Origin of the sequence: Streptococcus sp. HMSC062H02 (assembly GCF_001813005.1) — a bacterium.
Lineage (GTDB): Bacteria > Bacillota > Bacilli > Lactobacillales > Streptococcaceae > Streptococcus > Streptococcus oralis_S.
Genome location: NZ_KV811100.1, coordinates 41,912 through 62,536, shown reverse-complemented (window position 1 = coordinate 62,536; position 20,625 = coordinate 41,912). Strand labels below are relative to the sequence as shown.

Annotated in this window: 20 protein-coding genes and 1 tRNA gene; 4 read left to right on the top strand and 17 right to left on the bottom strand. The window is 42.5% G+C overall.

Annotation, left to right across the window (positions count from 1 at the left end; translation table 11 throughout):
• Positions 1–15: 15 nt before the first annotated feature.
• The 10 genes from HMPREF2885_RS02295 to HMPREF2885_RS02245 form a co-directional block, all read right to left on the bottom strand.
• Positions 16–897, bottom strand: coding sequence for a class II fructose-bisphosphate aldolase (locus tag HMPREF2885_RS02295; protein ID WP_001018995.1), 882 nt, complete (start codon positions 895–897; stop codon positions 16–18).
• A gap of 139 nt (positions 898–1,036) precedes the next feature.
• A complete protein-coding gene (vncS, locus tag HMPREF2885_RS02290) occupies positions 1,037–2,365 on the bottom strand; it encodes a sensor histidine kinase VncS (protein WP_070656956.1) in 1,329 nt (442 codons plus the stop codon).
• Complete coding sequence (vncR, locus tag HMPREF2885_RS02285; protein WP_000697937.1) at positions 2,362–3,018, bottom strand: response regulator transcription factor VncR; 657 nt, start codon at positions 3,016–3,018, stop codon at positions 2,362–2,364. The genes vncS and vncR overlap by 4 nt, the downstream gene beginning before the upstream one ends.
• 292 nt (positions 3,019–3,310) lie before the next feature.
• Entirely contained in the window at positions 3,311–4,690 is a 1,380-nt protein-coding gene (gene vex3 / locus HMPREF2885_RS02280; RefSeq protein ID WP_000903002.1) for an ABC transporter permease subunit Vex3, read from the bottom strand.
• Between the two features lie 50 nt (positions 4,691–4,740).
• Positions 4,741–5,388 carry an ABC transporter ATP-binding subunit Vex2 gene (vex2, locus tag HMPREF2885_RS02275; protein WP_000173739.1) on the bottom strand — a complete coding sequence of 216 codons (648 nt, stop codon included), beginning with the start codon at positions 5,386–5,388 and terminating at the stop codon, positions 4,741–4,743.
• 12 nt (positions 5,389–5,400) lie between these two features.
• Positions 5,401–6,678, bottom strand: a complete 1,278-nt coding sequence (locus HMPREF2885_RS02270; RefSeq protein WP_070656955.1) for an ABC transporter permease — start codon at positions 6,676–6,678, stop codon at positions 5,401–5,403.
• Positions 6,679–7,075: 397 nt separating this feature from the next.
• Positions 7,076–7,161, bottom strand: a tRNA-Leu gene (locus tag HMPREF2885_RS02260).
• An 80-nt stretch (positions 7,162–7,241) separates the two neighbouring features.
• A complete protein-coding gene (locus HMPREF2885_RS02255) occupies positions 7,242–7,817 on the bottom strand; it encodes a cysteine hydrolase family protein (protein ID WP_001029654.1) in 576 nt (191 codons plus the stop codon).
• Positions 7,817–8,605, bottom strand: coding sequence for a GTP-sensing pleiotropic transcriptional regulator CodY (gene codY / locus HMPREF2885_RS02250; protein WP_000940725.1), 789 nt, complete (start codon positions 8,603–8,605; stop codon positions 7,817–7,819). The genes HMPREF2885_RS02255 and codY overlap by 1 nt, the downstream gene beginning before the upstream one ends.
• Before the next feature lie 281 nt (positions 8,606–8,886).
• Positions 8,887–10,464, bottom strand: coding sequence for a degradosome RNA helicase CshA (locus HMPREF2885_RS02245; protein ID WP_049500961.1), 1,578 nt, complete (start codon positions 10,462–10,464; stop codon positions 8,887–8,889).
• Between the two features lie 340 nt (positions 10,465–10,804).
• Between HMPREF2885_RS02245 and HMPREF2885_RS02240 the strand changes: the two genes are divergently transcribed.
• The 4 genes from HMPREF2885_RS02240 (at position 10,805) to HMPREF2885_RS02225 (ending at position 15,556) form a co-directional block, all read left to right on the top strand.
• Positions 10,805–12,121, top strand: a complete 1,317-nt coding sequence (locus HMPREF2885_RS02240) for an FAD-containing oxidoreductase (RefSeq protein ID WP_049500963.1) — start codon at positions 10,805–10,807, stop codon at positions 12,119–12,121.
• Between the two features lie 99 nt (positions 12,122–12,220).
• The gene (murT, locus tag HMPREF2885_RS02235; RefSeq protein WP_070656954.1) at positions 12,221–13,564 is read left to right on the top strand and encodes a lipid II isoglutaminyl synthase subunit MurT; all 1,344 of its coding nucleotides are present in this window, start codon (positions 12,221–12,223) and stop codon (positions 13,562–13,564) included.
• A complete protein-coding gene (gene gatD, locus HMPREF2885_RS02230) occupies positions 13,564–14,346 on the top strand; it encodes a lipid II isoglutaminyl synthase subunit GatD (RefSeq protein ID WP_070656953.1) in 783 nt (260 codons plus the stop codon). The genes murT and gatD overlap by 1 nt, the downstream gene beginning before the upstream one ends.
• A gap of 127 nt (positions 14,347–14,473) precedes the next feature.
• Entirely contained in the window at positions 14,474–15,556 is a 1,083-nt protein-coding gene (locus tag HMPREF2885_RS02225; protein ID WP_000040925.1) for a M24 family metallopeptidase, read from the top strand.
• 42 nt (positions 15,557–15,598) lie between these two features.
• Here the strand turns inward: HMPREF2885_RS02225 and HMPREF2885_RS02220 are convergent, their stop codons facing one another.
• The 7 genes from HMPREF2885_RS02220 to HMPREF2885_RS02190 form a co-directional block, all read right to left on the bottom strand.
• Positions 15,599–16,060 (bottom strand): ECF transporter S component, encoded by a 462-nt coding sequence (locus tag HMPREF2885_RS02220; RefSeq protein WP_000814995.1) that lies wholly within the window; start codon positions 16,058–16,060, stop codon positions 15,599–15,601.
• Positions 16,038–16,811: a bifunctional hydroxymethylpyrimidine kinase/phosphomethylpyrimidine kinase gene (locus HMPREF2885_RS02215; RefSeq protein WP_000794789.1), complete on the bottom strand. Its 774-nt coding sequence runs from the start codon at positions 16,809–16,811 to the stop codon at positions 16,038–16,040. The genes HMPREF2885_RS02220 and HMPREF2885_RS02215 overlap by 23 nt, the downstream gene beginning before the upstream one ends.
• The gene (truA, locus tag HMPREF2885_RS02210) at positions 16,801–17,550 is read right to left on the bottom strand and encodes a tRNA pseudouridine(38-40) synthase TruA (protein WP_000199174.1); all 750 of its coding nucleotides are present in this window, start codon (positions 17,548–17,550) and stop codon (positions 16,801–16,803) included. The genes HMPREF2885_RS02215 and truA overlap by 11 nt, the downstream gene beginning before the upstream one ends.
• A 99-nt stretch (positions 17,551–17,649) precedes the next feature.
• Positions 17,650–18,801, bottom strand: a complete 1,152-nt coding sequence (locus HMPREF2885_RS02205; RefSeq protein ID WP_000816259.1) for an MFS transporter — start codon at positions 18,799–18,801, stop codon at positions 17,650–17,652.
• Between the two features lie 112 nt (positions 18,802–18,913).
• Positions 18,914–19,537 carry a Pr6Pr family membrane protein gene (locus HMPREF2885_RS02200; protein ID WP_000775204.1) on the bottom strand — a complete coding sequence of 208 codons (624 nt, stop codon included), beginning with the start codon at positions 19,535–19,537 and terminating at the stop codon, positions 18,914–18,916.
• Positions 19,538–19,539: 2 nt separating this feature from the next.
• Complete coding sequence (locus HMPREF2885_RS02195; RefSeq protein WP_001061600.1) at positions 19,540–19,878, bottom strand: zinc ribbon domain-containing protein YjdM; 339 nt, start codon at positions 19,876–19,878, stop codon at positions 19,540–19,542.
• A 209-nt stretch (positions 19,879–20,087) separates the two neighbouring features.
• Complete coding sequence (locus HMPREF2885_RS02190) at positions 20,088–20,606, bottom strand: Dps family protein (RefSeq protein WP_000229890.1); 519 nt, start codon at positions 20,604–20,606, stop codon at positions 20,088–20,090.
• Positions 20,607–20,625: the final 19 nt, after the last annotated feature.

Here is a 20,625-nt window from a genome sequence, read left to right as displayed (position 1 = left end):
TATTGTTCAGCTAGATTATGCTTTACCTTCTGAACCGAATACGTCGATACGTTCTTCAACTGATGCTTGGATAGCTTTTACACCGTCAGCCAAGAATTTACGTGGGTCGAAGAGTTTTTTCTTGTCGTATTCTGCTTCGTTTGCTTCGTAGTCACGAGCAAATTTACGAGTTGCGTTAGCGAATGCGATTTGGCATTCAGTGTTAACGTTAACTTTCGCAACACCAAGTTTGATAGCTGCTTGGATTTGGTCATCAGGAATACCTGAACCACCGTGCAATACGATTGGGAAGCCTGGAAGAGCTTCTGTCAATTTCTTCAAGTGGTCAAGGTCAAGACCTTCCCAGTTTGCTGGGTAAGGACCGTGGATGTTACCGATACCAGCTGCCAAGAAGTCGATACCAGTTGCAACCATTGCTTTAGCGTCTTCGATTGGAGCCAATTCACCTTTACCGATGATACCGTCTTCTTCACCACCGATAGTACCAACTTCAGCTTCTACTGAGATACCTTTAGCGTGTGCTTTTTCAACAACGTCTTTAGCCAATTTAAGGTTTTCTTCAACTGGAAGGTGTGAACCGTCAAACATGATTGAAGTGTAACCAACTTCGATACACTCAAGTGCATCTTCGTAGTGACCGTGGTCAAGGTGGATAGCTACTGGTACAGTGATACCCATTGACTCAACAAGGTTAGCGATCAAGTTGCGAGCAACTTTGTAACCACCCATGTATTTAGCAGCACCCATTGAAGTTTGGATCAAAACTGGAGCTTTTTTAGCTTCTGCTGCACGCAAGATAGCTTGAGTCCACTCAAGGTTGTTTGTGTTAAATCCACCAACTGCATAACCGTTGTCACGAGCTGCTTGGACAAATTTTTCTGCTGAAACGATTGCCATTTGTCAGGCCTCCTATATATTTTTTGGGACATCCCATTTACATTGTTCATTTTATCACTTTTTGATAAAAAAAGCTAGTTTTTCCCATACTTTAGATTGAATTTCTTCCAATCCAATCAATGTAAACCCTTTCTTCTCCTTAGTCCTGAGTGACTTTGGGATAACGTATGAAGAAGGTCAAGCGATCATCTTGCATCTCAAAATGATAAGGTAATTTCTCATGTTCTAATAAACTTTTGACCACAAAGAGTCCCATCCCTGAACCCTTGGCCTTGCGACTAGCATTTTCAGAAAAAGACTGGGCCAGTTTTTCTTGTTCTTCAGGACTACAGCTATTCTCGATAAAGAGTTCCCCTTCTCTCTCGCCGATGCGGACTAAGCCACCAGGAGTGGAGTGCTTGATGGCATTGCTGATGAGATTCGATAGGATCAATTTCATGACAGATGGGTTTATGTAAGCCTGCTGATGAGTTAGGCTAATGTCTACCTGAAGTTCTCTATCCTTGGCGAGTAAAGCATAATCCTTGACCAGACTTTGAGTCATCTGAAGGAGGTCAACCTCTTCTTTCTCGTCTCGCAATTCCTGAACAGAAGAAAGAGACAATATCTGGAGAACGTGGTGACTGAGGTCGTCCACAATCCCCAAGGCAACTCCAAGATAGTGGTCTCTATCCTTATAACGGCCGACATTTTCTTTCATATTTTCGATTAGGATTTTCAAACTAGCCAGAGGTGTTTTCAGTTCATGAGAAGCCCCTCGTAGGAACTCAACCTTCATCTTCTCCAGCTGGAGAATAGCTTCATTCTTGTCATGCAAGTCCGCAATGACAGTCAAGAGATGCTGGTAAAGGCTATTGATTTGTTCCTTGAGATCGCCAATCTCATCCTTAGAATCCACGCGCAATCGCACTTGTCCATCCAAATCCATCATCCGACGGGTCACCCGCTTGATTTCCAAGATTGGGGCAACAATGGTTCGAGCATAGATATAGGCCACCAAGAGGGAAATTAGAAAAGATGCCAACAAGGTATAGGGAAGAAATTGGAGACTGATCTGCTCTGCTTCCTTTTGCAAGTCCATGGACGCTAAAAACTGGAGAGTCATAGTGCTACCATCTTGCGTTTTCACCTCACGCTCCTCAATAAAGAGAGAGGTGGTCTGGCGGTCCGTATCCAGAGTAAGATTGTCCTTGACTTCTAACTTGTCCTCGGTCATCTCTCCCTTGACAGCTCCTTTGATATCACTGGTCTGGGAATACAAATCTAATACTTGTTCAATATTTTTCCTATCCTTTCCGTCCAGGGACTGGGCAATGGCTGTCGCTTTCTGGCCAATGGTTTCCTGACGATGGCTCAGATAAGTAGAGGGAAAGAGAAAATAAATGGCTAAATGAAGACAAATAACCAGAACACTGAAAATCGAGAAGGTATAGATAAATATCTTTGTAAATAAACCTGTTCGTTTCATTTTCGCTCCAATTTATAACCAACATTGCGCACAGTGAGGATGCAATCCAAGTCTAGCTTTTTCCGCAGTTCCTTGATATAGACATCAATGACACGATCAAAGGGAACCTCATCTGTCGCCTTCCAGACAGCATCGATAATCTGAGAACGAGTCAAGGCCCGTCCTTCATTTTTCACCAGATAGTCCAGAATTTCCAACTCTTTGGCATTAATGGCAACTTCTTGACCTGCGAGGCTTGCACTGTAACTCTCAAAGTCCACCTTGGTATCCTTATAAGAGAAGACTCGTCCTGTATCGTAGTAGCGCTTGAAAATCGCATCCACCCTCACTTCTAAGAGGGAGAGGGAGAAGGGCTTTTCCAGATAACCATCTGCCAGAGAGGCAAAGGCACTCATCTTGTATTCTTCATCCTGAAAGGCGGTCAGCATCAAGACAGGAACCTGACTGGTCTTACGAATCTCAGCTAGAACTTCTAAACCATTTAGTTTGGGCATCTGGATATCCAGCAGTACTAGAGCAACTTCATAGCTGGAAAATTTTTCCAGAGCTTCCTGACCGTCCGCCGCCTCAATGGTTTCATAACCACAATCCGTCAAATAGTCACTGATTCCCTCACGGATCATCTCTTCATCTTCTACAATTAAAATTTTCATAGAAAAACGTTTCACATTCCTTTAAATTTCTTGTTAATCTTCTCTGTTTCATCCTGATAGGAAGAGTCCTTATACTCAATGAAAATCAAAGAGCAAACTAGGAAGCTAGCCGCAGGTTGCTCAAAGCACTGCTTTGAGGTTGTAGATAGAACTGACGAAGTCGGTAACATATATACGGCAAGGTGAAGCTGACGTGGTTTGAAGAGATTTTCAAAGAGTATTATCAAGATGAAATAGATAAAAATGCTACCTATATTATACCCCATTTAGGGGAGAATAGGTAGCAAGTTTTTTATTCGCTATCGAGCAAGAGCTCTTTTGGTTGTTTTCTAAGGAGATTGCTTGAGGCAAGCGCCATAACGAGAACCACTAGAACCAAGGCAAGGACAAAGACGATGATAAAGTCTGATGTCTGAATAGAAATGTCTAGGCTCGACAAGGTCTTACTAAAGCCATCTACTTCAGCACCACCACCAAGATTAGAGGCTTGAGCAGCCTTGCTGGCTTGCTTGGCAACACCTGAAGTGACATTGGCAAGAACAGTATTTCCGATTGCTCGAGCTGTGTAGTTGGCTAGGAAGTAAGCCGAAACGAGAGCAGGGATGGCGATCAGGATAGATTCGGTGATAAATTGCCCCAAGATACTTGCCTGCTTGAGACCGATAGAGAGGAGAATTCCCACTTCCTTGCGACGGGCGTTAATCCAAAGACTAAGCAAGAGTGCAAGGAGAAGGACTGAGAAGCTCAAGCTACCCCAGAAGAGGAGGTTGGCCATCTTGTACATACCAGAGATGGATTGCTCAAGAGCTGGGTAGTTAGAGGAGCTCTTCACAAGTGTGTAGCTCTTCCAGTTGATACCACTGATACCATTCAACTCTTTCATGACATCATCCAAGTTCTTGTCTGCTGTTACAAAGAAGGTTGCGTCCCCATAAATAGCTGTGTCTTCTGTGTATCCATAAAGTTTTGCAGCAGTGTGAATGTCTGTGATAGCTGTGTTTTCATAGAGTTCTTGTGAGTAGGTTACTGCTGACTTATTGTGACCATCAAAGAGTCCCTTGATTGTCACTTCGACTGTTTCCTTGGCACCTTTTTCATTGTCTGCATCGTAGATATTGGAGTCTAATTTGACCTTATCTCCGACTTTCCAGCCGTGTTTGGCTGCCAAGTCCTTGTGCATGAGGATCTTGTCTTTGTCGTCGTTGGTTAGGTGCTCACCTTCAACCAGCTTATATGAGCCAGAGACAAACTTATCTTCTTTAGAGGAGTCATTGACACCTGTAATCATCAAACTACTTCCAAAACGCTTGGCACGGTCAGCAGTGAGATTTTTCTTGGTTTCTGGTGTTTCGATGAGGTCATATCCAGTCAAATCTCCGATAGCATTGATGCGTTTAACATAAGACTCGATGGCCTTATTTTCGGTGATTTTTTTGATATCCTCACCCTTGATATTCCCAGAACCACGTGGCGTTCCTTGATTGACGCGACGATTGATTTGCATGGAGAAGCTATTGGTGATATTTTTAAAGGTCTCCTGAGAAGCCTTGGCTGTAGCTCCCTTGATCGACAAGCCGACCAAACTCAAGCTCGCCATGAGGAGAATAATCAGGAAGATAACAATCGATTTGAAAAACTTCCTTGTAACATAGGCAAATGCGTTGTGTAACATAGGTTCCCTTTCTAGATTTGATTTCATAATGCTATCAAAACAAGCTCATCTTATTTTGTAGTATTGCGAGTTTCAGTAAGTTTCTTATTCTTCAATTCAAGTGTAATATCTGTTGCTTGTGCCACTTCTTTACTGTGAGTGACGACGATCACACATTTACCTGTTTTCTGGGCAAGTGACTTGAGCAGTTCGATAATATCTCCAGCAGTTTTAGGGTCCAGATTTCCTGTTGGCTCATCAGCTAGAATAACTGGAGCTTCTGAGACTAAACTGCGAGCGATGGCTACACGTTGCTGTTGACCACCTGATAACTGGAGAACGTTCCGCTTAATCTGACTTTCATCCAAACCAAGCTCAAGAAGTGTATCCTTGCTTGCTTTTTTGTTGACCAAGCGGATATTTTCCAGCGGAGAAAGATAATCTATCAAGTTATAATTTTGAAAGACCAGGGAAATATGGTGCATGCGATGGTATGAATACCCCTTGTTCCGAATGTCCTCTCCTTGGAAAAGGATAGAACCTTCAACAGGACTATCTAGACCAGCCAGTAGGGACAAGAGAGTGGATTTTCCTGCTCCTGACTCACCAATGATACTATAAAATTTTCCGGGTTCAAAATTATACTTGATCTGATATAAAACTGCTTCAGCAGTGTTCTTATAACGGTAGGTAACATCTTGCAATTGTAATAAAGTCATGATTTCTCCTTCTTAACTAATGGATGATAAAATTTCTTTCGGCGATTTTCTAAATAAGAATAGGAAACAAAAGGCTACTGATAAGCAACCAATCAGGAGCAGAAAGACATAGGATTCTGCAAAGGATAGGAGACTGGTTGATAGACCACTTGCTTTGGCCAGCGTGTCCTGTAAAGTTACCTGATCTCCACTGGCTAGTACAGTTTGGAGTAGATAGGATGTGATGGCATTTCCTGCAACAAATGCTGGAAGCAAAGCTCCAAGAGATACCAAAACTAGCTCTAAACAGAACTGGAGGAAGATTGAGATCTTGCTTTTTCCAAGTGCCAGAAGAATCCCCACTTCGTAGACTCTTTCTCTCAACCAGAGGGACAAGACCAAAATTAAGGCTCCAGCTCCAGCTATCAACATCCCATAAAGGAAGATGGTGAGGAAGGTTTGGAAGGTTGCCACTGAGTCTTTGATTTGTTCAAAGGCCTTGTTCTCCTTCTCAACTTGGTAGCCTTGACTTTCTAAAGCCAAGTTTTCTACCTGCTTCATGAGTCCGTCCATTTCCTTAGGATTTTCTACATAGAAGCGAGCTGCACTGACTTGCGGTTCACTATTTCCCAGAAGCGTTTGGCTGCTTTCATAGTCTGTAAAGACCTGGTTTTCACTGAAGTCGGAAGACAAGCCTGTGAATTTTTCTTGTTTCTTACCAGAAAAGATGCCGACAATCTCAAACTCTACTGTTTGCCCTTTTCCAGCTTCGGACTGACCAGCATCCAAGCGAATCTTGTCATGAAGCGAAAGACCGTTCTTCTTGGCCAACTCTTCGTGGATAAGGATTTTCTTGGAATCCCCTTTTTGAAGGTGTCGCCCTTCTTTTAGGTTGAAAGCCGAACTGGTAAAGGTGACATCCTTGGATGAATCCTCAAGAGCCGTTAAGCTAACCAAGTTCTTGTCTGCAGCTGACAAATCATCACGTTCTACGCTCTGCTCACCACTCACCGCTTCCTTGTCTTTCAGTTTTGCGACCGTCTCAAGTTCAGGAGAGACATTTTCCAGTCCCTTAATCTTGCTCACAGATGCTAGGTCCGACAACTTGAAGGTCTGTCCATTTTCTATCTTTTTGATAGAAAATGAAATATTGAGTGATTTGTAAAGATTGCTTTCTACTGTTTTGTTGGACTTCATCAGAGTCAAACAGGCTGAAATTCCTGCTAAAAGGACAAATAAAATCAGAAATAAAATAAAACTTCTCAGTCGTTTTCTGCTGACATAAGCCCAAGCTCTTTGGATTGGATTCATTTGTCACCTCCATATTTGTAAGACTATTATAAAATCCAAATATGAAATGTTTATGAAATCGAAAAAATTTTTTGATTTATCTTTTTGAAAAAAACAAAAAAGCTAGCAAACGCTAACTTTCCTTCTTATATAATGAGGAATAGTACCAATCAAAAATCTACTTCATTTTAAAAATGATAGTCACATCTTTCTGATTAGTATTTCTCCATTTCCTAAGTTCTTCATTTTCTGACTTATGTTTGAGGATATTCTTGATAGAATGAAATGGAAAACTCAGTTTAAATGTTCTGATACAATGGCTGTTCTTGATGCCAATATTTTTCGATATAGGAAACGTAGCCTCTAGTTTTCTTTGTAAAAACAAAAAAAGAGCTAGCCAAAGCTAACTCTTACCCTATGCGGAGAGAGGGACTTGAACCCTCACGACCTAAAGCGGTCACAGGATCCTTAGTCCTGCGCGTCTGCCAATTCCGCCATCCCCGCGTCGATTACTTTACTAGTATATCAACTTTCAAAATCTTTGTCAACACTTTTTTCAGATTTTTTTCATTTTTCCAACAGGCTTATAGTTCAATTTCAGCAAGGTTTTCATCCAGTAATTTTGCTCCCAATGTGTTCTTAAAATGCCCAAGAGCAAACTGATGATTTTCTGGCCAAATAGAGGCAACTGCAGGCTTAACAATCTCAATTTGATAACCTAAATTATAAGCATCAATAGCCGTATGAAGGACGCAAATGTCAGTCAGGACTCCAGTTAAGATAACAGTATCAACCCGACGTTCCCGCAAACGGATATCTAAGTCCGTTCCTGAAAAAGCTGAATAGTGACGCTTATCCATCCAAAAGACACGACTATCCGCCTCATGCTCAGCATAAAAATCAGCTAGGGGGCCATAAAGGTTACGCCCACTAGTTCCGATGATGTTGTGCGGTGGAAAGAGCTTGCTTTCTGGGTGGAATGTATCCTTCTCTTCATGAGCATCAATGGTAAAAAAGACATAATCTCCTCGATCAAAAGCCAGTCTGGTTACTTGATTGATTGCCTCTGATATAGCTTGAGCTGGCACTCCAGCAGTTAGCTTTCCATGGTCCGCTACGAAATCCTCTGTATAGTCAATCGAGATTAAAGCCTTTGCCATTAGTAGTCCCTCTTTTTCACTTCCTCAAAAATATCACCAATTAGAACTTTGAGATAAGTCCCCTTCATTCCTAAAGAACGACTCTCAATAATTCCCGCCGACTCCAATTTACGAAGCGCATTGACAATCACTGAGCGCGTAATGCCAATACGATCTGCAATAACTGATGCAGTCAGCTGCCCTTCATTTCCATCCAATTCAGCTAAAATAGCTGATACGGCACGCAGTTCTGAATAAGAAAGGGTGTTGACCGCCATGGTAACAGCCGTACGACGGCGAATATTTTTCTCATCTTCTTCGCGTTGGAAGTTCAATAGTTGAATTCCCACAACCGTGCTCGCAATCTCGACAAGAATCAAATCTTCATCTTCAAACTTCTTATCATTGCGCCAAATAATCAACGAACCTAGGCGAATCCCTGATACATGAATCGGAGCAATCGTTGTCAACCCATCTGGAAAGTCCGCACGACTCTCTACAGGGAAAATGGTCAAATCATGTTCAACAGGAAGATTGGCTTCCGTATCATAAATCATGTTTGCCCCTTGTACATAGACCTCAGGGAAGGTTTTGGTTTGGAAGAATTGTTCTACACGGTCATTATTGGTCTTATAACGCATAAAGTAACCCAAGAGACGTCCCTTGTTATTCACAATACAAGCGTTACAGTCAATAATATCAGCTAACTGGCGTGTGATCGCATTGTAAGGAAGTTCATCTTGGAGTTGCTCCTCAGAGCGCTTTAGAATAGACGTGATTTTTCTTGTTTTTTCTAATAAATGTGCCATTTTTTACCTCGCATATAATCGCTTCCATTATAACATAGAAAAGTCTTTATTTCAATAATTATCTGAAAATTGCTTATTTAATTGCAATTTTGAACAGCAAAAATATTTTATAAAAAAGCGATTTTTTTATTGACATCCTATTTTATTTTTGATAATATAACATTATAAGAAGATGACATGATAAATCCCTTTCCGTTTCACCTATCCTTTACTATCACCATCTTCTTTTACTATCGGTCTCCTTATATATAAAAGCGATTCACACTGTGAATCGCTTTTTTCTATTTGTCTCCTTTGTTACGAATAACAAAGCCGGTCTTCTTTTCGCTTGAAGTGTTGCGAGGTTTTTTATTGTCTTTATTACGGTACCGTTTGTCTTTATCAAAACGATCGTTTCCACGACTGCCTTTCTTGAAGTCATCACGGCGACCATTGCCACGGCGATCACGATCTCGACGGTCATCTCCACGACGGCCTCCTCGACCTCCCTTGCCTTTGCCACCGAATCCATTACCTGATGGTTTAAATGGCAGTGGTTTTTCACGCGCAATCTCCACTTCAGGCAGGCTGTCTGGATTTTGGACTGTCAGGCTCAAGATATACATAGCCAATTCTTCTGGACTAAATTCAGCAGCTAACTTACGAGCATCTTTAGCAAATTTCTCAAAGTTCCCACGAATAGTTTCATCCGCAAAATCGCGTTCGATTTTCTTGAGAGCTACTTGTTTCTTAGCTTGGAAAGCTTCTTCTGCTGTCGCTGGTTTCAAGCCTTTCATGCGTTTCTTAGTCAAGTTTTCGATGATTTGAAGGTAACCCATTTCATTTGGAGAAACAAAGGTAATAGATTGACCTGACTTACCAGCACGACCTGTACGACCGATACGGTGAACGTAACTTTCAGGGTCTTGTGGAATATCGTAGTTGTAGACATGGGTCACACCTGAGATATCCAAACCACGTGCTGCCACGTCAGTCGCAACTAGAACATCAAGATTGCCATTTTTAAAATCACGAAGGACGCGAAGACGTTTGTTTTGGTCTAAGTCACCATGAATTCCTTCTGCACGGAAGCCACGGATCTTAAGACCACGAGTCAATTCATCTACACGGCGTTTAGTACGACCAAATACAATAGCAAGTTCTGGTTGTTCCACGTCCATGAGACGCGTCATGGTATCAAATTTCTCTTGTTCCTTGACACGGATATAGTACTGATCAACCAGCTCTGTTGTCAATTCCTTGGCAGCAATCTTGACATGCTCAGGGTCTTTCATAAACTGAACACCAATACGTTTGATAGCATCTGGCATGGTTGCTGAAAAGAGCAAGGTTTGACGATTTTCAGGGACACGGGAAATGATGGCTTCAATGTCTTCAAGGAAGCCCATGTTGAGCATTTCGTCCGCTTCATCAAGGATGAGGGTTTCAATATCGTGCAATTTCAAAGCCTTGCGTTTGATCAAGTCCAAGAGACGACCTGGTGTTCCTACAACGATATGAGCACCCGACTTAAGGGCTTTGATTTGTTTTTCAATGCTGGAACCACCGTAAACTGAGCGAACTTTCACTCCCTTGCTACGACCAAAGCGGAAGAGTTCTTCTTGACTTTGAACAGCGAGTTCACGAGTTGGAGCGATGACCAAGGCTTGAATAGTTGCTTCTTCTGTACGGATTTTTTCAAGGGTTGGTAAGCCAAAGGCCGCGGTTTTCCCTGTACCAGTCTGGGCTTGACCGATAACGTCTTTCCCCTCAAGAGCCAATGGAATGGTCTGTTCTTGGATGGGACTTGCTTCTACAAATCCAGCTTTTTCAATCTCTGCTAGCAATTCAGCAGACAAGTTAAATTCATTAAATTTCACGTTTTTCTTCTTTCTAAAGGTGGTGCGAAGCCACCCTATAGGGCTTTAGTTTATACTTTTCTTTTCATGACGTATCTTCAACAAAAACGAGATACCGTGTTGCTTCTTTTCCACGAAAGAAAAGTACTGGTTTCTTTGCAACTTATCTAGTATAACACAAGAGCGGGGCAAAAGATAGTAGAATCTTTAAGGAAAATCATGTAAACGATTTTTCTATTTTTTGAACTTGATTCCCGAAAGCTTTCGTTAGACTATTTTAGTCCAATATTTTTTCCCGTAGCAGATTTGTGCAAAAGTTTTTTTCTTGTGCTAGAATTAAATCAAATAGGAGGATTTAAAAATGTTAACATACGATTTTATTGTCATTGGATTTGGTAAAGCCGGTAAGACTTTGGCTGCTAAGATGAATGCGGCTGGAAAAAAAGTTGCTGTCATCGAGCGCAGTAAAGCGATGTATGGTGGTACTTGCATTAATATTGCTTGTATCCCAACCAAGACTATGATTGTAGCGGCTGAAAAGGGCTGGTCATTTGACGATACCATGAAAGAGCGTGGTGCGGTGACTGGTCGTCTTAACGCTAAAAATTATAAAATGTTGGCCGATAATGGCGTTGATGTCATTGATGCAGAGGCACATTTCGTGTCAAATAAGGTGATCGAGATCCAGGCTGGTGATGAAAAACAAGAACTAACTGCTGAAACAATCGTCATCAACACTGGCGCTGTTTCAAACGTCTTGCCAATTCCTGGACTTGCTACAAGTAAAAATGTCTTTGACTCAACAGGTATCCAAAACTTGGACAAATTGCCTGAAAAACTTGGAGTCCTTGGTGGTGGAAACATCGGTCTTGAATTTGCTGGACTCTACAACAAACTTGGTAGCAAAGTCACAGTCCTAGATGCCTTGGATACATTCCTTCCTCGTGCAGAACCTTCCATCGCAGCTCTTGCTAAACAATACATGGAAGAAGACGGTATTGAATTGCTTCAAAACATCCATACTACTGAAATCAAAAACGACGGTGATCAAGTCCTCGTCGTAACTGAAAAGGAAACTTACCGTTTCGATGCCCTTCTCTACGCAACTGGACGTAAACCGAATGTAGAACCACTTCAACTTGAAAATACAGATATTGAACTAACGGAGCGTGGTGCTATCAAGGTCGACAAACACTGCCAAACAAACGTTCCTGGTGTCTTTGCAGTTGGAGACGTCAATGGTGGACTTCAATTCACCTACATTTCACTTGATGACTTCCGTGTTGTCTACAGCTACCTTGCTGGAGATGGCAGCTACACACTTGAAGACCGTCTCAATGTACCAAACACCATGTTCATCACACCAGCTCTTTCTCAAGTTGGCTTGACGGAAAGCCAAGCAGCTGATTTGAGACTTCCATACGCAGTGAAGGAAATCCCTGTTGCTGCCATGACTCGTGGTCACGTAAACGGAGACCTTCGCGGAGCCTTCAAAGCTATTGTCAATACTGAAACAAAAGAAATTCTCGGAGCAAGCATCTTCTCAGAAGGTTCTCAAGAAATCATCAACATCATCACTGTTGCAATGGACAACAAGATTCCTTACACTTACTTCACAAAACAAATCTTCACTCACCCAACCTTGGCTGAGAACTTGAATGACTTGTTTGCGATTTAAGTTGAGACTGATTTGTTAGCTAACAGCCCTCTTCGGGCTGTTTTTGTATCTGCGAAATCTCAAATCTGTCTTTTCTTTCTTTTATGATATAATAGAAACATGAAATTAAAAACTACTTTGGGCCTCCTAGCTGGGCGTTCTTCTCACTTCGTTTTAAGCCGTCTTGGCCGCGGAAGTACGCTCCCAGGAAAACTTGCCCTCCAATTTGATAAAGATATTTTACAAAACCTAGCTAAGAACTACGAGATTGTCGTGGTCACTGGAACCAATGGGAAAACCCTGACAACCGCCCTCACTGTCGGCATTTTAAAAGAAGTTTATGGTCAGGTTCTTACTAACCCAAGCGGTGCCAACATGATTACAGGGATCGCAACGACCTTCTTGACTGCCAAATCGTCTAAAACTGGAAAAAACATTGCCGTCCTAGAAATTGACGAGGCCAGTCTATCTCGTATCTGTGACTACATCCACCCTAGCCTTTTTGTCATCACTAATATTTTCCGTGACCAGATGGACCGCTATGGTGAGATTTACACGACTTATAACATGATTTTGGATGCCATCCGTAAAGTGCCTACGGCTACAGTTCTCCTCAATGGTGACAGTCCGCTTTTCTACAAGCCATCTATTCCAAACCCAGTGCAGTATTTTGGTTTTGACTTGGAAAAAGAGCCAGCCAAACTAGCTCACTATAATACCGAAGGGATTCTCTGCCCTGACTGTCAAGGCATCCTCAAATATGAACTCAATACTTATGCTAACTTGGGTGCCTATATCTGTGAAAATTGTGGTTGCAAACGTCCTGGCTTGGACTACCGTCTGACCGACTTGGTTAAGTTAACCAACAATCGCTCCCGCTTTGTCATTGACGGACAAGAATACGGCATTCAAATCGGTGGACTTTACAACATCTACAACGCCCTAGCAGCGGTTGCCATCGCTCGCTTTCTCGGCGCAGATTCGCAACGAATCAAGCAAGGATTTGATAAGAGTCGCGCTGTCTTCGGTCGTCAGGAAACCTTCCATATCGGTGATAAGGAATGTACCCTTGTCCTCATCAAGAATCCAGTCGGTGCGACTCAAGCCATCGAAATGATTAAACTGGCACCTTACCCATTTAGCCTATCTGTCCTTCTCAATGCCAACTATGCAGATGGAATTGACACTAGCTGGATCTGGGATGCGGACTTTGAACAAATCACTGACATGGATATCCCTGAAATCAACGCTGGCGGTGTTCGGCATTCTGAAATTGCTCGTCGTCTTCGGGTGACTGGCTATCCAGCTGATAAAATCACTGAGACAAGCAATCTGGAGCAAGTTCTCAAAACCATTGAGAAGCAAGACTGCAAGCATGCCTATATCCTAGCTACCTATACCGCCATGCTGGAATTCCGCGAACTGCTGGCTAGTCGTCAGATTGTTAGAAAGGAGATGAACTGATGGTTTATACTTCACTTTCCTCAAAAGCTGGCAACTACCCTTATCAGCTCAACATCGCCCACCTTTACGGAAACCTCATGAATACTTACGGAGACAACGGCAACATCCTCATGCTCAAGTATGTGGCTGAAAAACTGGGAGCTCATGTGACGGTTGACATCGTTTCTCTCCATGATGACTTTGATGAAAACCACTATGATATCGCCTTTTTCGGTGGCGGCCAAGACTTTGAACAAAGCATCATTGCAGGCGACCTTCCTGCTAAAAAAGAGAGCATTGACAACTACATCCAAAACGACGGAGTGGTTCTAGCTATCTGTGGTGGTTTCCAACTATTGGGCCAATATTATGTTGAGGCTTCAGGTAAACGCATCGAAGGGCTCGGTGTCATGGGTCACTACACCCTCAACCAGACTAATAACCGCTTTATCGGTGACATCAAGATCCATAATGAAAAATTCGATGAAACCTACTATGGCTTTGAAAATCATCAGGGACGTACCTTCCTTTCTGATGACCAAAAACCGCTAGGACAGGTTGTCTATGGAAATGGAAACAACGAGGAAAAGGTCGGCGAAGGGGTTCATTATAAGAATGTCTTTGGTTCCTACTTCCACGGACCTATCCTCTCTCGTAATGCCAATCTAGCTTATCGCCTAGTTACTACTGCCCTCAAGAAGAAATACGGTCAGGACATCCAACTCCCTGCCTATGAAGACATTCTCAGTCAAGAAATCGCTGAAGAATACAGCGACGTCAAAAGCAAGGCTGACTTTTCTTAAAGAAATGAAAGCTATATCAAAGAACTCCCCTATCTTGTCGGAGTTCTTTTTGCCTGCTATTTTACCCTTCTCCCTTGCATTTTCTCTCTTTTTTTGCCAAAATAGAGGGGTAGAAAGAAGGTAGCATATGTCTAAATTACAACAAATCGTAACATATCTTGAATCAGAAAAACTAGACGTCGCTGTCGTATCTGACCCCGTCACTATTAATTACCTCACTGGCTTTTACAGTGATCCCCATGAACGCCAAATGTTCCTCTTTGTCCTAGCGGATCAGGAACCTCTCCTCTTTGTCCCAGCTCTCGAAGTGGAACGTGCAAGTAGCACCGTTTCCTTCCCGGTTGCGGGCTATGTAGATTCTGAAAATCCATGGCAAAAAATCAAAAATGCTTTGCCGCAGCACGACTTCAAACGTGTCGCTGTTGAGTTTGACAATCTCATCTTGACCAAATACCATGGTTTGAAAACAGTTTTTGAAACTGCTGAGTTTGAAAACCTCACTCCTCGCATTCAACGCATGCGCCTCATCAAATCAGCTGATGAAGTGCAAAAAATGATGGTTGCAGGGCTCTATGCTGATAAGGCTGTTAAGGTTGGTTTTGACAATATTTCTCTTGATAAGACGGAAACAGACATCATTGCCCAAATCGATTTTGCCATGAAAGGTGAAGGCTATGAAATGAGCTTTGATACTATGGTCTTGACTGGCGATAACGCTGCAAATCCGCACGGAATTCCTGGTGCAAACAAAGTTGAAAAGGACGCCCTTCTCCTCTTTGACCTCGGTGTCATGGTTAATGGCTATGCCTCAGATATGACTCGTACGGTCGCTGTCGGTAAACCAGACCAGTTCAAAAAAGATATTTACAACTTGACGCTTGAAGCCCAACAAGCTGCCCTTGACTTCATCAAGCCAGGTGTGACTGCCCATGAAGTGGACCGCGCCGCCCGTGAGGTCATCGAAAAAGCTGGTTACGGTGAGTACTTCAACCACCGTCTCGGTCACGGTATCGGTATGGATGTCCACGAATTCCCATCTATCATGGAAGGTAACGACATGGTCATCGAAGAAGGCATGTGCTTCTCTGTTGAACCTGGTATCTATATCCCGGGCAAAGTCGGTGTTCGTATCGAAGACTGCGGTGTTGTCACTAAGGATGGATTTGACCTCTTTACCAGCACCAGCAAAGATTTGCTTTATTTTGATTAAACATAGAGACAAGCAAAAAGTCAGCTATTGAAGCTGACTTTTTTATTTTATCTTCTTGACACTCTGAAAGACTACAAATCCCACAACCATTCCCAAGGTATTTTGTAGGAAGTTTGGAAGGATTTCTGGCAAGGCTGCTGACCAGCCATTCATTAGAGTTGAGCCCAGAGCGTAGCCACTTACCATGACGATAGTAGCCAAGACAAGGCCTAGCCATTGCCATTTCCCTTTAAAACCTGCAAAAAATCCTTGCAAGCCATGGTTTACCAAGCTAAAGAACATCCACTGTGGAAAGCCTGATAAAAGGTCAAGCAGAAAAGCTGCTAGTCCTCCAACGACGGCCCCTTCTTTACTGCCAAAGTAAAAGGCAGTAAAGAAAATACCTGCATCCAAGAGAGTCAATATTCCTGTTGGCGTTCCAATTTTCAAGTAATAACCTAGAACCACAGAAAGGGCGGTTAAGAGGGATACAAGGGCGATTTTAGTTGTTTTGGTTTGCTTCATATTGTCTTACTCCATATTGATCTGCTTGTGCAATAGCACGGTAAACGAAAGCTTTCGAGCTCTCTACTGCTGGTAAAAGTTCATCCCCTTTAACCAAGTGACTGGCGATGCTTGAGGCAAAGGTACATCCTGCACCCGCATTTTGGCCTTGAATGACTGGGTTTTCTAGAACAGTGAAAGTTTGTCCATCATAAAAGACATCCACTGCCTTGTCCTGACTGAGGCGATTGCCTCCCTTGATAATAACTGCTGGCGCTCCTAAATCATGCAATTTCTGCGCTGCAGTTTTCATATCTTCCAATGTTTTGATCTCTTGACCCGCTAACAATTCTGCTTCAGGAAGATTTGGCGTAATCACACTGACATGAGGGAAAAAACGAATCAACTCTTGGCAGAGCTCACTAACAGCCACGTCGTGCGTTTCCTTGCAGACCAAAACGGGGTCCAATACCACAGGCACTCCTGGACGTTGCTTGATAAAGTCCAAGGCCTTCTCAGCCACACTGACAGTAGGAAGAAGGCCAATCTTAATCCCTGCAAACTCGACATCACGTAAGCTATTCAACTCATGTTGGAAAATAGTATCATCTGTAGGGAAGACTTCAAACCCCTTCTCTGTCAAGGCTGTCAAACAAGTCACTGCTACAAAGCCATGCAAGCCGTTTAAGGTATAGGTGGCAAGATCAGCTGATAAACCACCACCACTAAAAATATCATTCCCAGAAAGGGCTAAAATACGATTATTCTTCATAACGAATCTCCTTTAAATACAAGCCATTCGGTGCAGCCGTTGGACCTGCTAGCTGCCTGTCCTTCTTCTCCAAAATCAAGTCAATCTGCTCAACTGGCATTCGATTATTTCCGATTTTGAGCAGTGTCCCCACCATATTACGAATCTGTTTATATAAGAATCCATTTCCTGAAAAGGTAAAAGTCAAAAACTGCCCTGTCTCATCAACACTAAGACTGGCTTCTGTAATGGTCCGAACCTTGTCCTCTACACTGGTTCCAGATGCTGTAAAACCGGTAAAATCGTGGGTTCCTTCTAATTTCTTGACAGCCTCCTGCATCCGCTCCACATCGAGGGGATAGGGAAAGTGAGTAGCATAGTGACGGCGCATGGGATTTTTAGGACGCCCCCTATCTACTATAAACTCATAGGTCTTGCTATGTTTTGCATAACGGCAATGAAAATCATCCGCCACAATCTCAATCGAAATCACATCGATATCTTCTGGTGACTGAGTATCCAGAGCAAAACGGAGTTTTTCCTCATCCATCTGATAGGGCAGATCAAAATGAATGACCTGTTCCAGAGCATGGACCCCACTATCCGTCCTACCAGCACCATGAACAGCGATGGCTTGCCCCTTATTGAGTCTCGTTAAGGTTTTTTCGATTTCCTCTTGAACGCTCCGCGCATGAGGCTGGCGCTGAAAACCGGCAAAAGCAAAACCATCATAAGAAATAGTTGCTTTATATCTTGTCATAACTTCTATTTTATCAGGAAATAAAAGTGTAAACAAGTTTAAAAACCAATAATTGTCTGGGTACAAAATTCCCAGAAAGAAAAACTTAGGAAATTAATCCTAAGCTCTCTTTTGAAGTGCGTACATAACAAAGATAGAAGTGACAATCAACCAACATCCTAAAATGGTGAAGACCAACATACCATTTTGAGTCACCAAGCCAATCGCCCCAAGAATGAAAGGTGTCGTAAAGGCTCCAAAGCTGCATCCTAGCACTGCAAAAGATGTTGCCTGATTAAGGAGCTTGGCTGGGATTCTTTCAGAAAGAAGCTGAAAGACAGTGGTCAAGGCCACACTGTAGGAAAAACCTGCCACAACACTTCCAACTACCATCACACCCAATGACGGAGACAAGGCAATCACAATCTGCCCCAATCCAAAGGTGATACCTGACCAAAGGAGCAATCTTTCTTTAAATAGAGAGATAAAGAAAGAAAAACTCACACCTGCCAAGATACCAATCAACTGCATAATACTTAAGACCAAGCTCGATAACTGGGCATCCCCTAGACCTCTTTCCACCATCAGACTAGGAATACGAATGGTGATAGCTGTGTTGGTGCAGACAACAACTGCTGCTTCGACAGCCAATAGAAAAATTAATCCTTTCATCTTTCCTGTCAAACGAGTCGTTTCGGTCTCTTTTTTCTTTGTTTCTTTCTTTTCTTTCCCATAAGGGACAAAGAGCAGATAAAGGATCAATACTAAAAATCCCGCACTGTAGGCCAAGAAGGTCACTGTCCATCCCAAGGATAAGAGTTGACCGACCACTAGAGTCAAAATCGACGCCCCGACAACTTCTGCTGATCCGCGAAGCCCCAACATCTGGATCCGTGTCTTTCCATGATAGCGTTCACTGATGATGGAAATGGCCTTGGCATTGATCATCCCAACACCCAAGCCAAATAAAATCCGCATCGCAAAGACAAAGTTGTACTCCTGATACCAGAAAGGGGCTGTCCCCCCGATAGAAAGGATGAGAAGACCTAGACTAATCTGAAGTCGCTCAGGAAATAACCGCTCCAAAAACCCATTTAAAACCAGCATAATCATGATTCCAAAAGAAGGAAGACTGACCAGGAGCTCGATTTGTTCTTTGGGGTAGCCTTGATAGTAGTCAAACATGGCTGGCAGAGCGCTTGAAATAGAAAAGGAGGTAATCAAAACGAGGGAGAGGGCCAAAATACTAGCCCGTTCTAAATATTGTTTCATGAATTTTCTTTCTGTATATTTCTCACTGTTGATCCTTTTAAAAGGAAGATGGCAAGAAAAGAAGGAGCCCGATTGAACTAGAGACTCCGTCCTAACTTTCCTAATAGGAAGACTATTTTCGCTTGATTTGCTTGATCAGATAGAAGATGAAGCCTGCAACCATATAGGCCGCAAAAATGATCAAACACCATTTGATAACCACGTCCCAACCCTTGTTCACATTTAAAAAGAAATAAGGGAAGGGATTGTCCTTGGAATTCGGAATATTGAGTTTTAAGACCAAGCCATTAAACAAGGCAAAAATCATATAAACCAAGGGCAAGATGGTCCACAAGACTGGATCCCAGATCTTGTATTGACCCCGTTTATCAAAGAAGAGGGTGTCGGCTAAAAACCAGAGTGGAACGATATAGTGGCAAAGGAAATTTTCCACACGGTAAAAGTCTGTCGCGATCGGAGCAAGCATAAAATGGTAAATCACACAGGTAATCATGATACTCATGGTAACGCCACCCTTGAGACGAAGCAAGGTCGGACTTTGCCAATTTTCACCTGAACGGCTCATCACACGGAGCAGATAACCCGTGAAAATCGTTACCAAAAGATTGGACAACACTGTGTAGTAAAGGAGCATACCAAAGCCACCGTGCTTGGTAATTTCTAAATAAACCCCTGTAAATGCCGCTAAGAACAAGAGGACACGACTATAAAAGATAAATTTGTAGTTCAGTTTCATGGCTAGATTTTCTTAACAAATTCTGATTTGAGTTTCATAGCTCCAAAACCATCAATCTTACAGTCGATGTTGTGGTCACCTTCTACAATACGGATATTTTTAACACGAGTTCCTTGTTTCAAATCCTTTGGCGCACCTTTTACTTTCAAGTCCTTGATTAAGGTTACAGTATCGCCGTCAGCCAATTTATTTCCATTGGCATCAATAGCAACAACACCTTCTTCTACTTCTGCAACTTCTGCAGGGTTCCATTCATAGGCACACTCTGGGCAGACCAAGAGACTTCCGTCTTCGTAGACATATTCTGAATTACATTTTGGGCAATTTGGTAAGTTGTTCATAAGTCCTCCTTAAACTAACAATTATTCTTTAAAATTCATATGTTATTGAACAGCAACTATTATACCGTAAAATCCTACTTTTGACAATGTGTCCTAAGTCCAGCAAACAAAAAAATCATGCAACTGTTTACAGTTACATGACTTTTAAAAGATGATTGGTCATGGGCACTTATCAGGTACCTCATGATAAAAGGGGTAGCAACTATATTTTACAAACCAGGAGCTTGTCCAAGTTCTGCTGCAAGCATCCAAACTGTTTTCTCAAGTTCAGCCTTAGCACCAACAAAGATATCGTTTGTAACATCATCGCCTTCTTCATCAGTCACATCCAAAGCTTTTTGGAAAAGAGCGATGAGGTAGCGATAAATCGCTAGAACACGTTCCAAGCTTTCTTCAACGTTACGGAATTCTCCTTCTTCTTCTTCGATTTCACTGTGTTGAAGGAATTCTGTCAAAGTTGAGTAAGGTTTGCCACCAAGAGTGATCAAACGTTCACTGATTTCGTCAAGATAGCCATCAAGGCTGTCCATGTATTCATCCATTTTTGGATGCCATACGAGGAAACCACGACCACGCATATACCAGTGAACTTGGTGAAGGGCAATGTGAGCCACATACAAGTCTGCTACTGCTTGGTTCAATACTTCCTTTGTTTTTGCCAATGCTACTGGCGCTGTTTTAGATAATGTTGTTACGTCTTTTACTGCTTCTTTTTTCAATTCAACCATATTGATCACCTCATAATAT

Coding starts and splice junctions, on each gene's coding strand:
- HMPREF2885_RS02295 (WP_001018995.1), bottom strand. CDS start 897: ATGGCAATCGTTTCAGCAGAAAAATTTGTCCAAGCAGCTCGTGACAAC.
- vncS (WP_070656956.1), bottom strand. CDS start 2,365: ATGAAACGAACAGGTTTATTTACAAAGATATTTATCTATACCTTCTCG.
- vncR (WP_000697937.1), bottom strand. CDS start 3,018: ATGAAAATTTTAATTGTAGAAGATGAAGAGATGATCCGTGAGGGAATC.
- vex3 (WP_000903002.1), bottom strand. CDS start 4,690: ATGTTACACAACGCATTTGCCTATGTTACAAGGAAGTTTTTCAAATCG.
- vex2 (WP_000173739.1), bottom strand. CDS start 5,388: ATGACTTTATTACAATTGCAAGATGTTACCTACCGTTATAAGAACACT.
- HMPREF2885_RS02270 (WP_070656955.1), bottom strand. CDS start 6,678: ATGAATCCAATCCAAAGAGCTTGGGCTTATGTCAGCAGAAAACGACTG.
- HMPREF2885_RS02255 (WP_001029654.1), bottom strand. CDS start 7,817: ATGGCAAAGGCTTTAATCTCGATTGACTATACAGAGGATTTCGTAGCG.
- codY (WP_000940725.1), bottom strand. CDS start 8,605: ATGGCACATTTATTAGAAAAAACAAGAAAAATCACGTCTATTCTAAAG.
- HMPREF2885_RS02240 (WP_049500963.1), top strand. CDS start 10,805: ATGTTAACATACGATTTTATTGTCATTGGATTTGGTAAAGCCGGTAAG.
- murT (WP_070656954.1), top strand. CDS start 12,221: ATGAAATTAAAAACTACTTTGGGCCTCCTAGCTGGGCGTTCTTCTCAC.
- gatD (WP_070656953.1), top strand. CDS start 13,564: ATGGTTTATACTTCACTTTCCTCAAAAGCTGGCAACTACCCTTATCAG.
- HMPREF2885_RS02225 (WP_000040925.1), top strand. CDS start 14,474: ATGTCTAAATTACAACAAATCGTAACATATCTTGAATCAGAAAAACTA.
- HMPREF2885_RS02220 (WP_000814995.1), bottom strand. CDS start 16,060: ATGAAGCAAACCAAAACAACTAAAATCGCCCTTGTATCCCTCTTAACC.
- HMPREF2885_RS02215 (WP_000794789.1), bottom strand. CDS start 16,811: ATGAAGAATAATCGTATTTTAGCCCTTTCTGGGAATGATATTTTTAGT.
- truA (WP_000199174.1), bottom strand. CDS start 17,550: ATGACAAGATATAAAGCAACTATTTCTTATGATGGTTTTGCTTTTGCC.
- HMPREF2885_RS02205 (WP_000816259.1), bottom strand. CDS start 18,801: ATGAAACAATATTTAGAACGGGCTAGTATTTTGGCCCTCTCCCTCGTT.
- HMPREF2885_RS02200 (WP_000775204.1), bottom strand. CDS start 19,537: ATGAAACTGAACTACAAATTTATCTTTTATAGTCGTGTCCTCTTGTTC.
- HMPREF2885_RS02195 (WP_001061600.1), bottom strand. CDS start 19,878: ATGAACAACTTACCAAATTGCCCAAAATGTAATTCAGAATATGTCTAC.
- HMPREF2885_RS02190 (WP_000229890.1), bottom strand. CDS start 20,606: ATGGTTGAATTGAAAAAAGAAGCAGTAAAAGACGTAACAACATTATCT.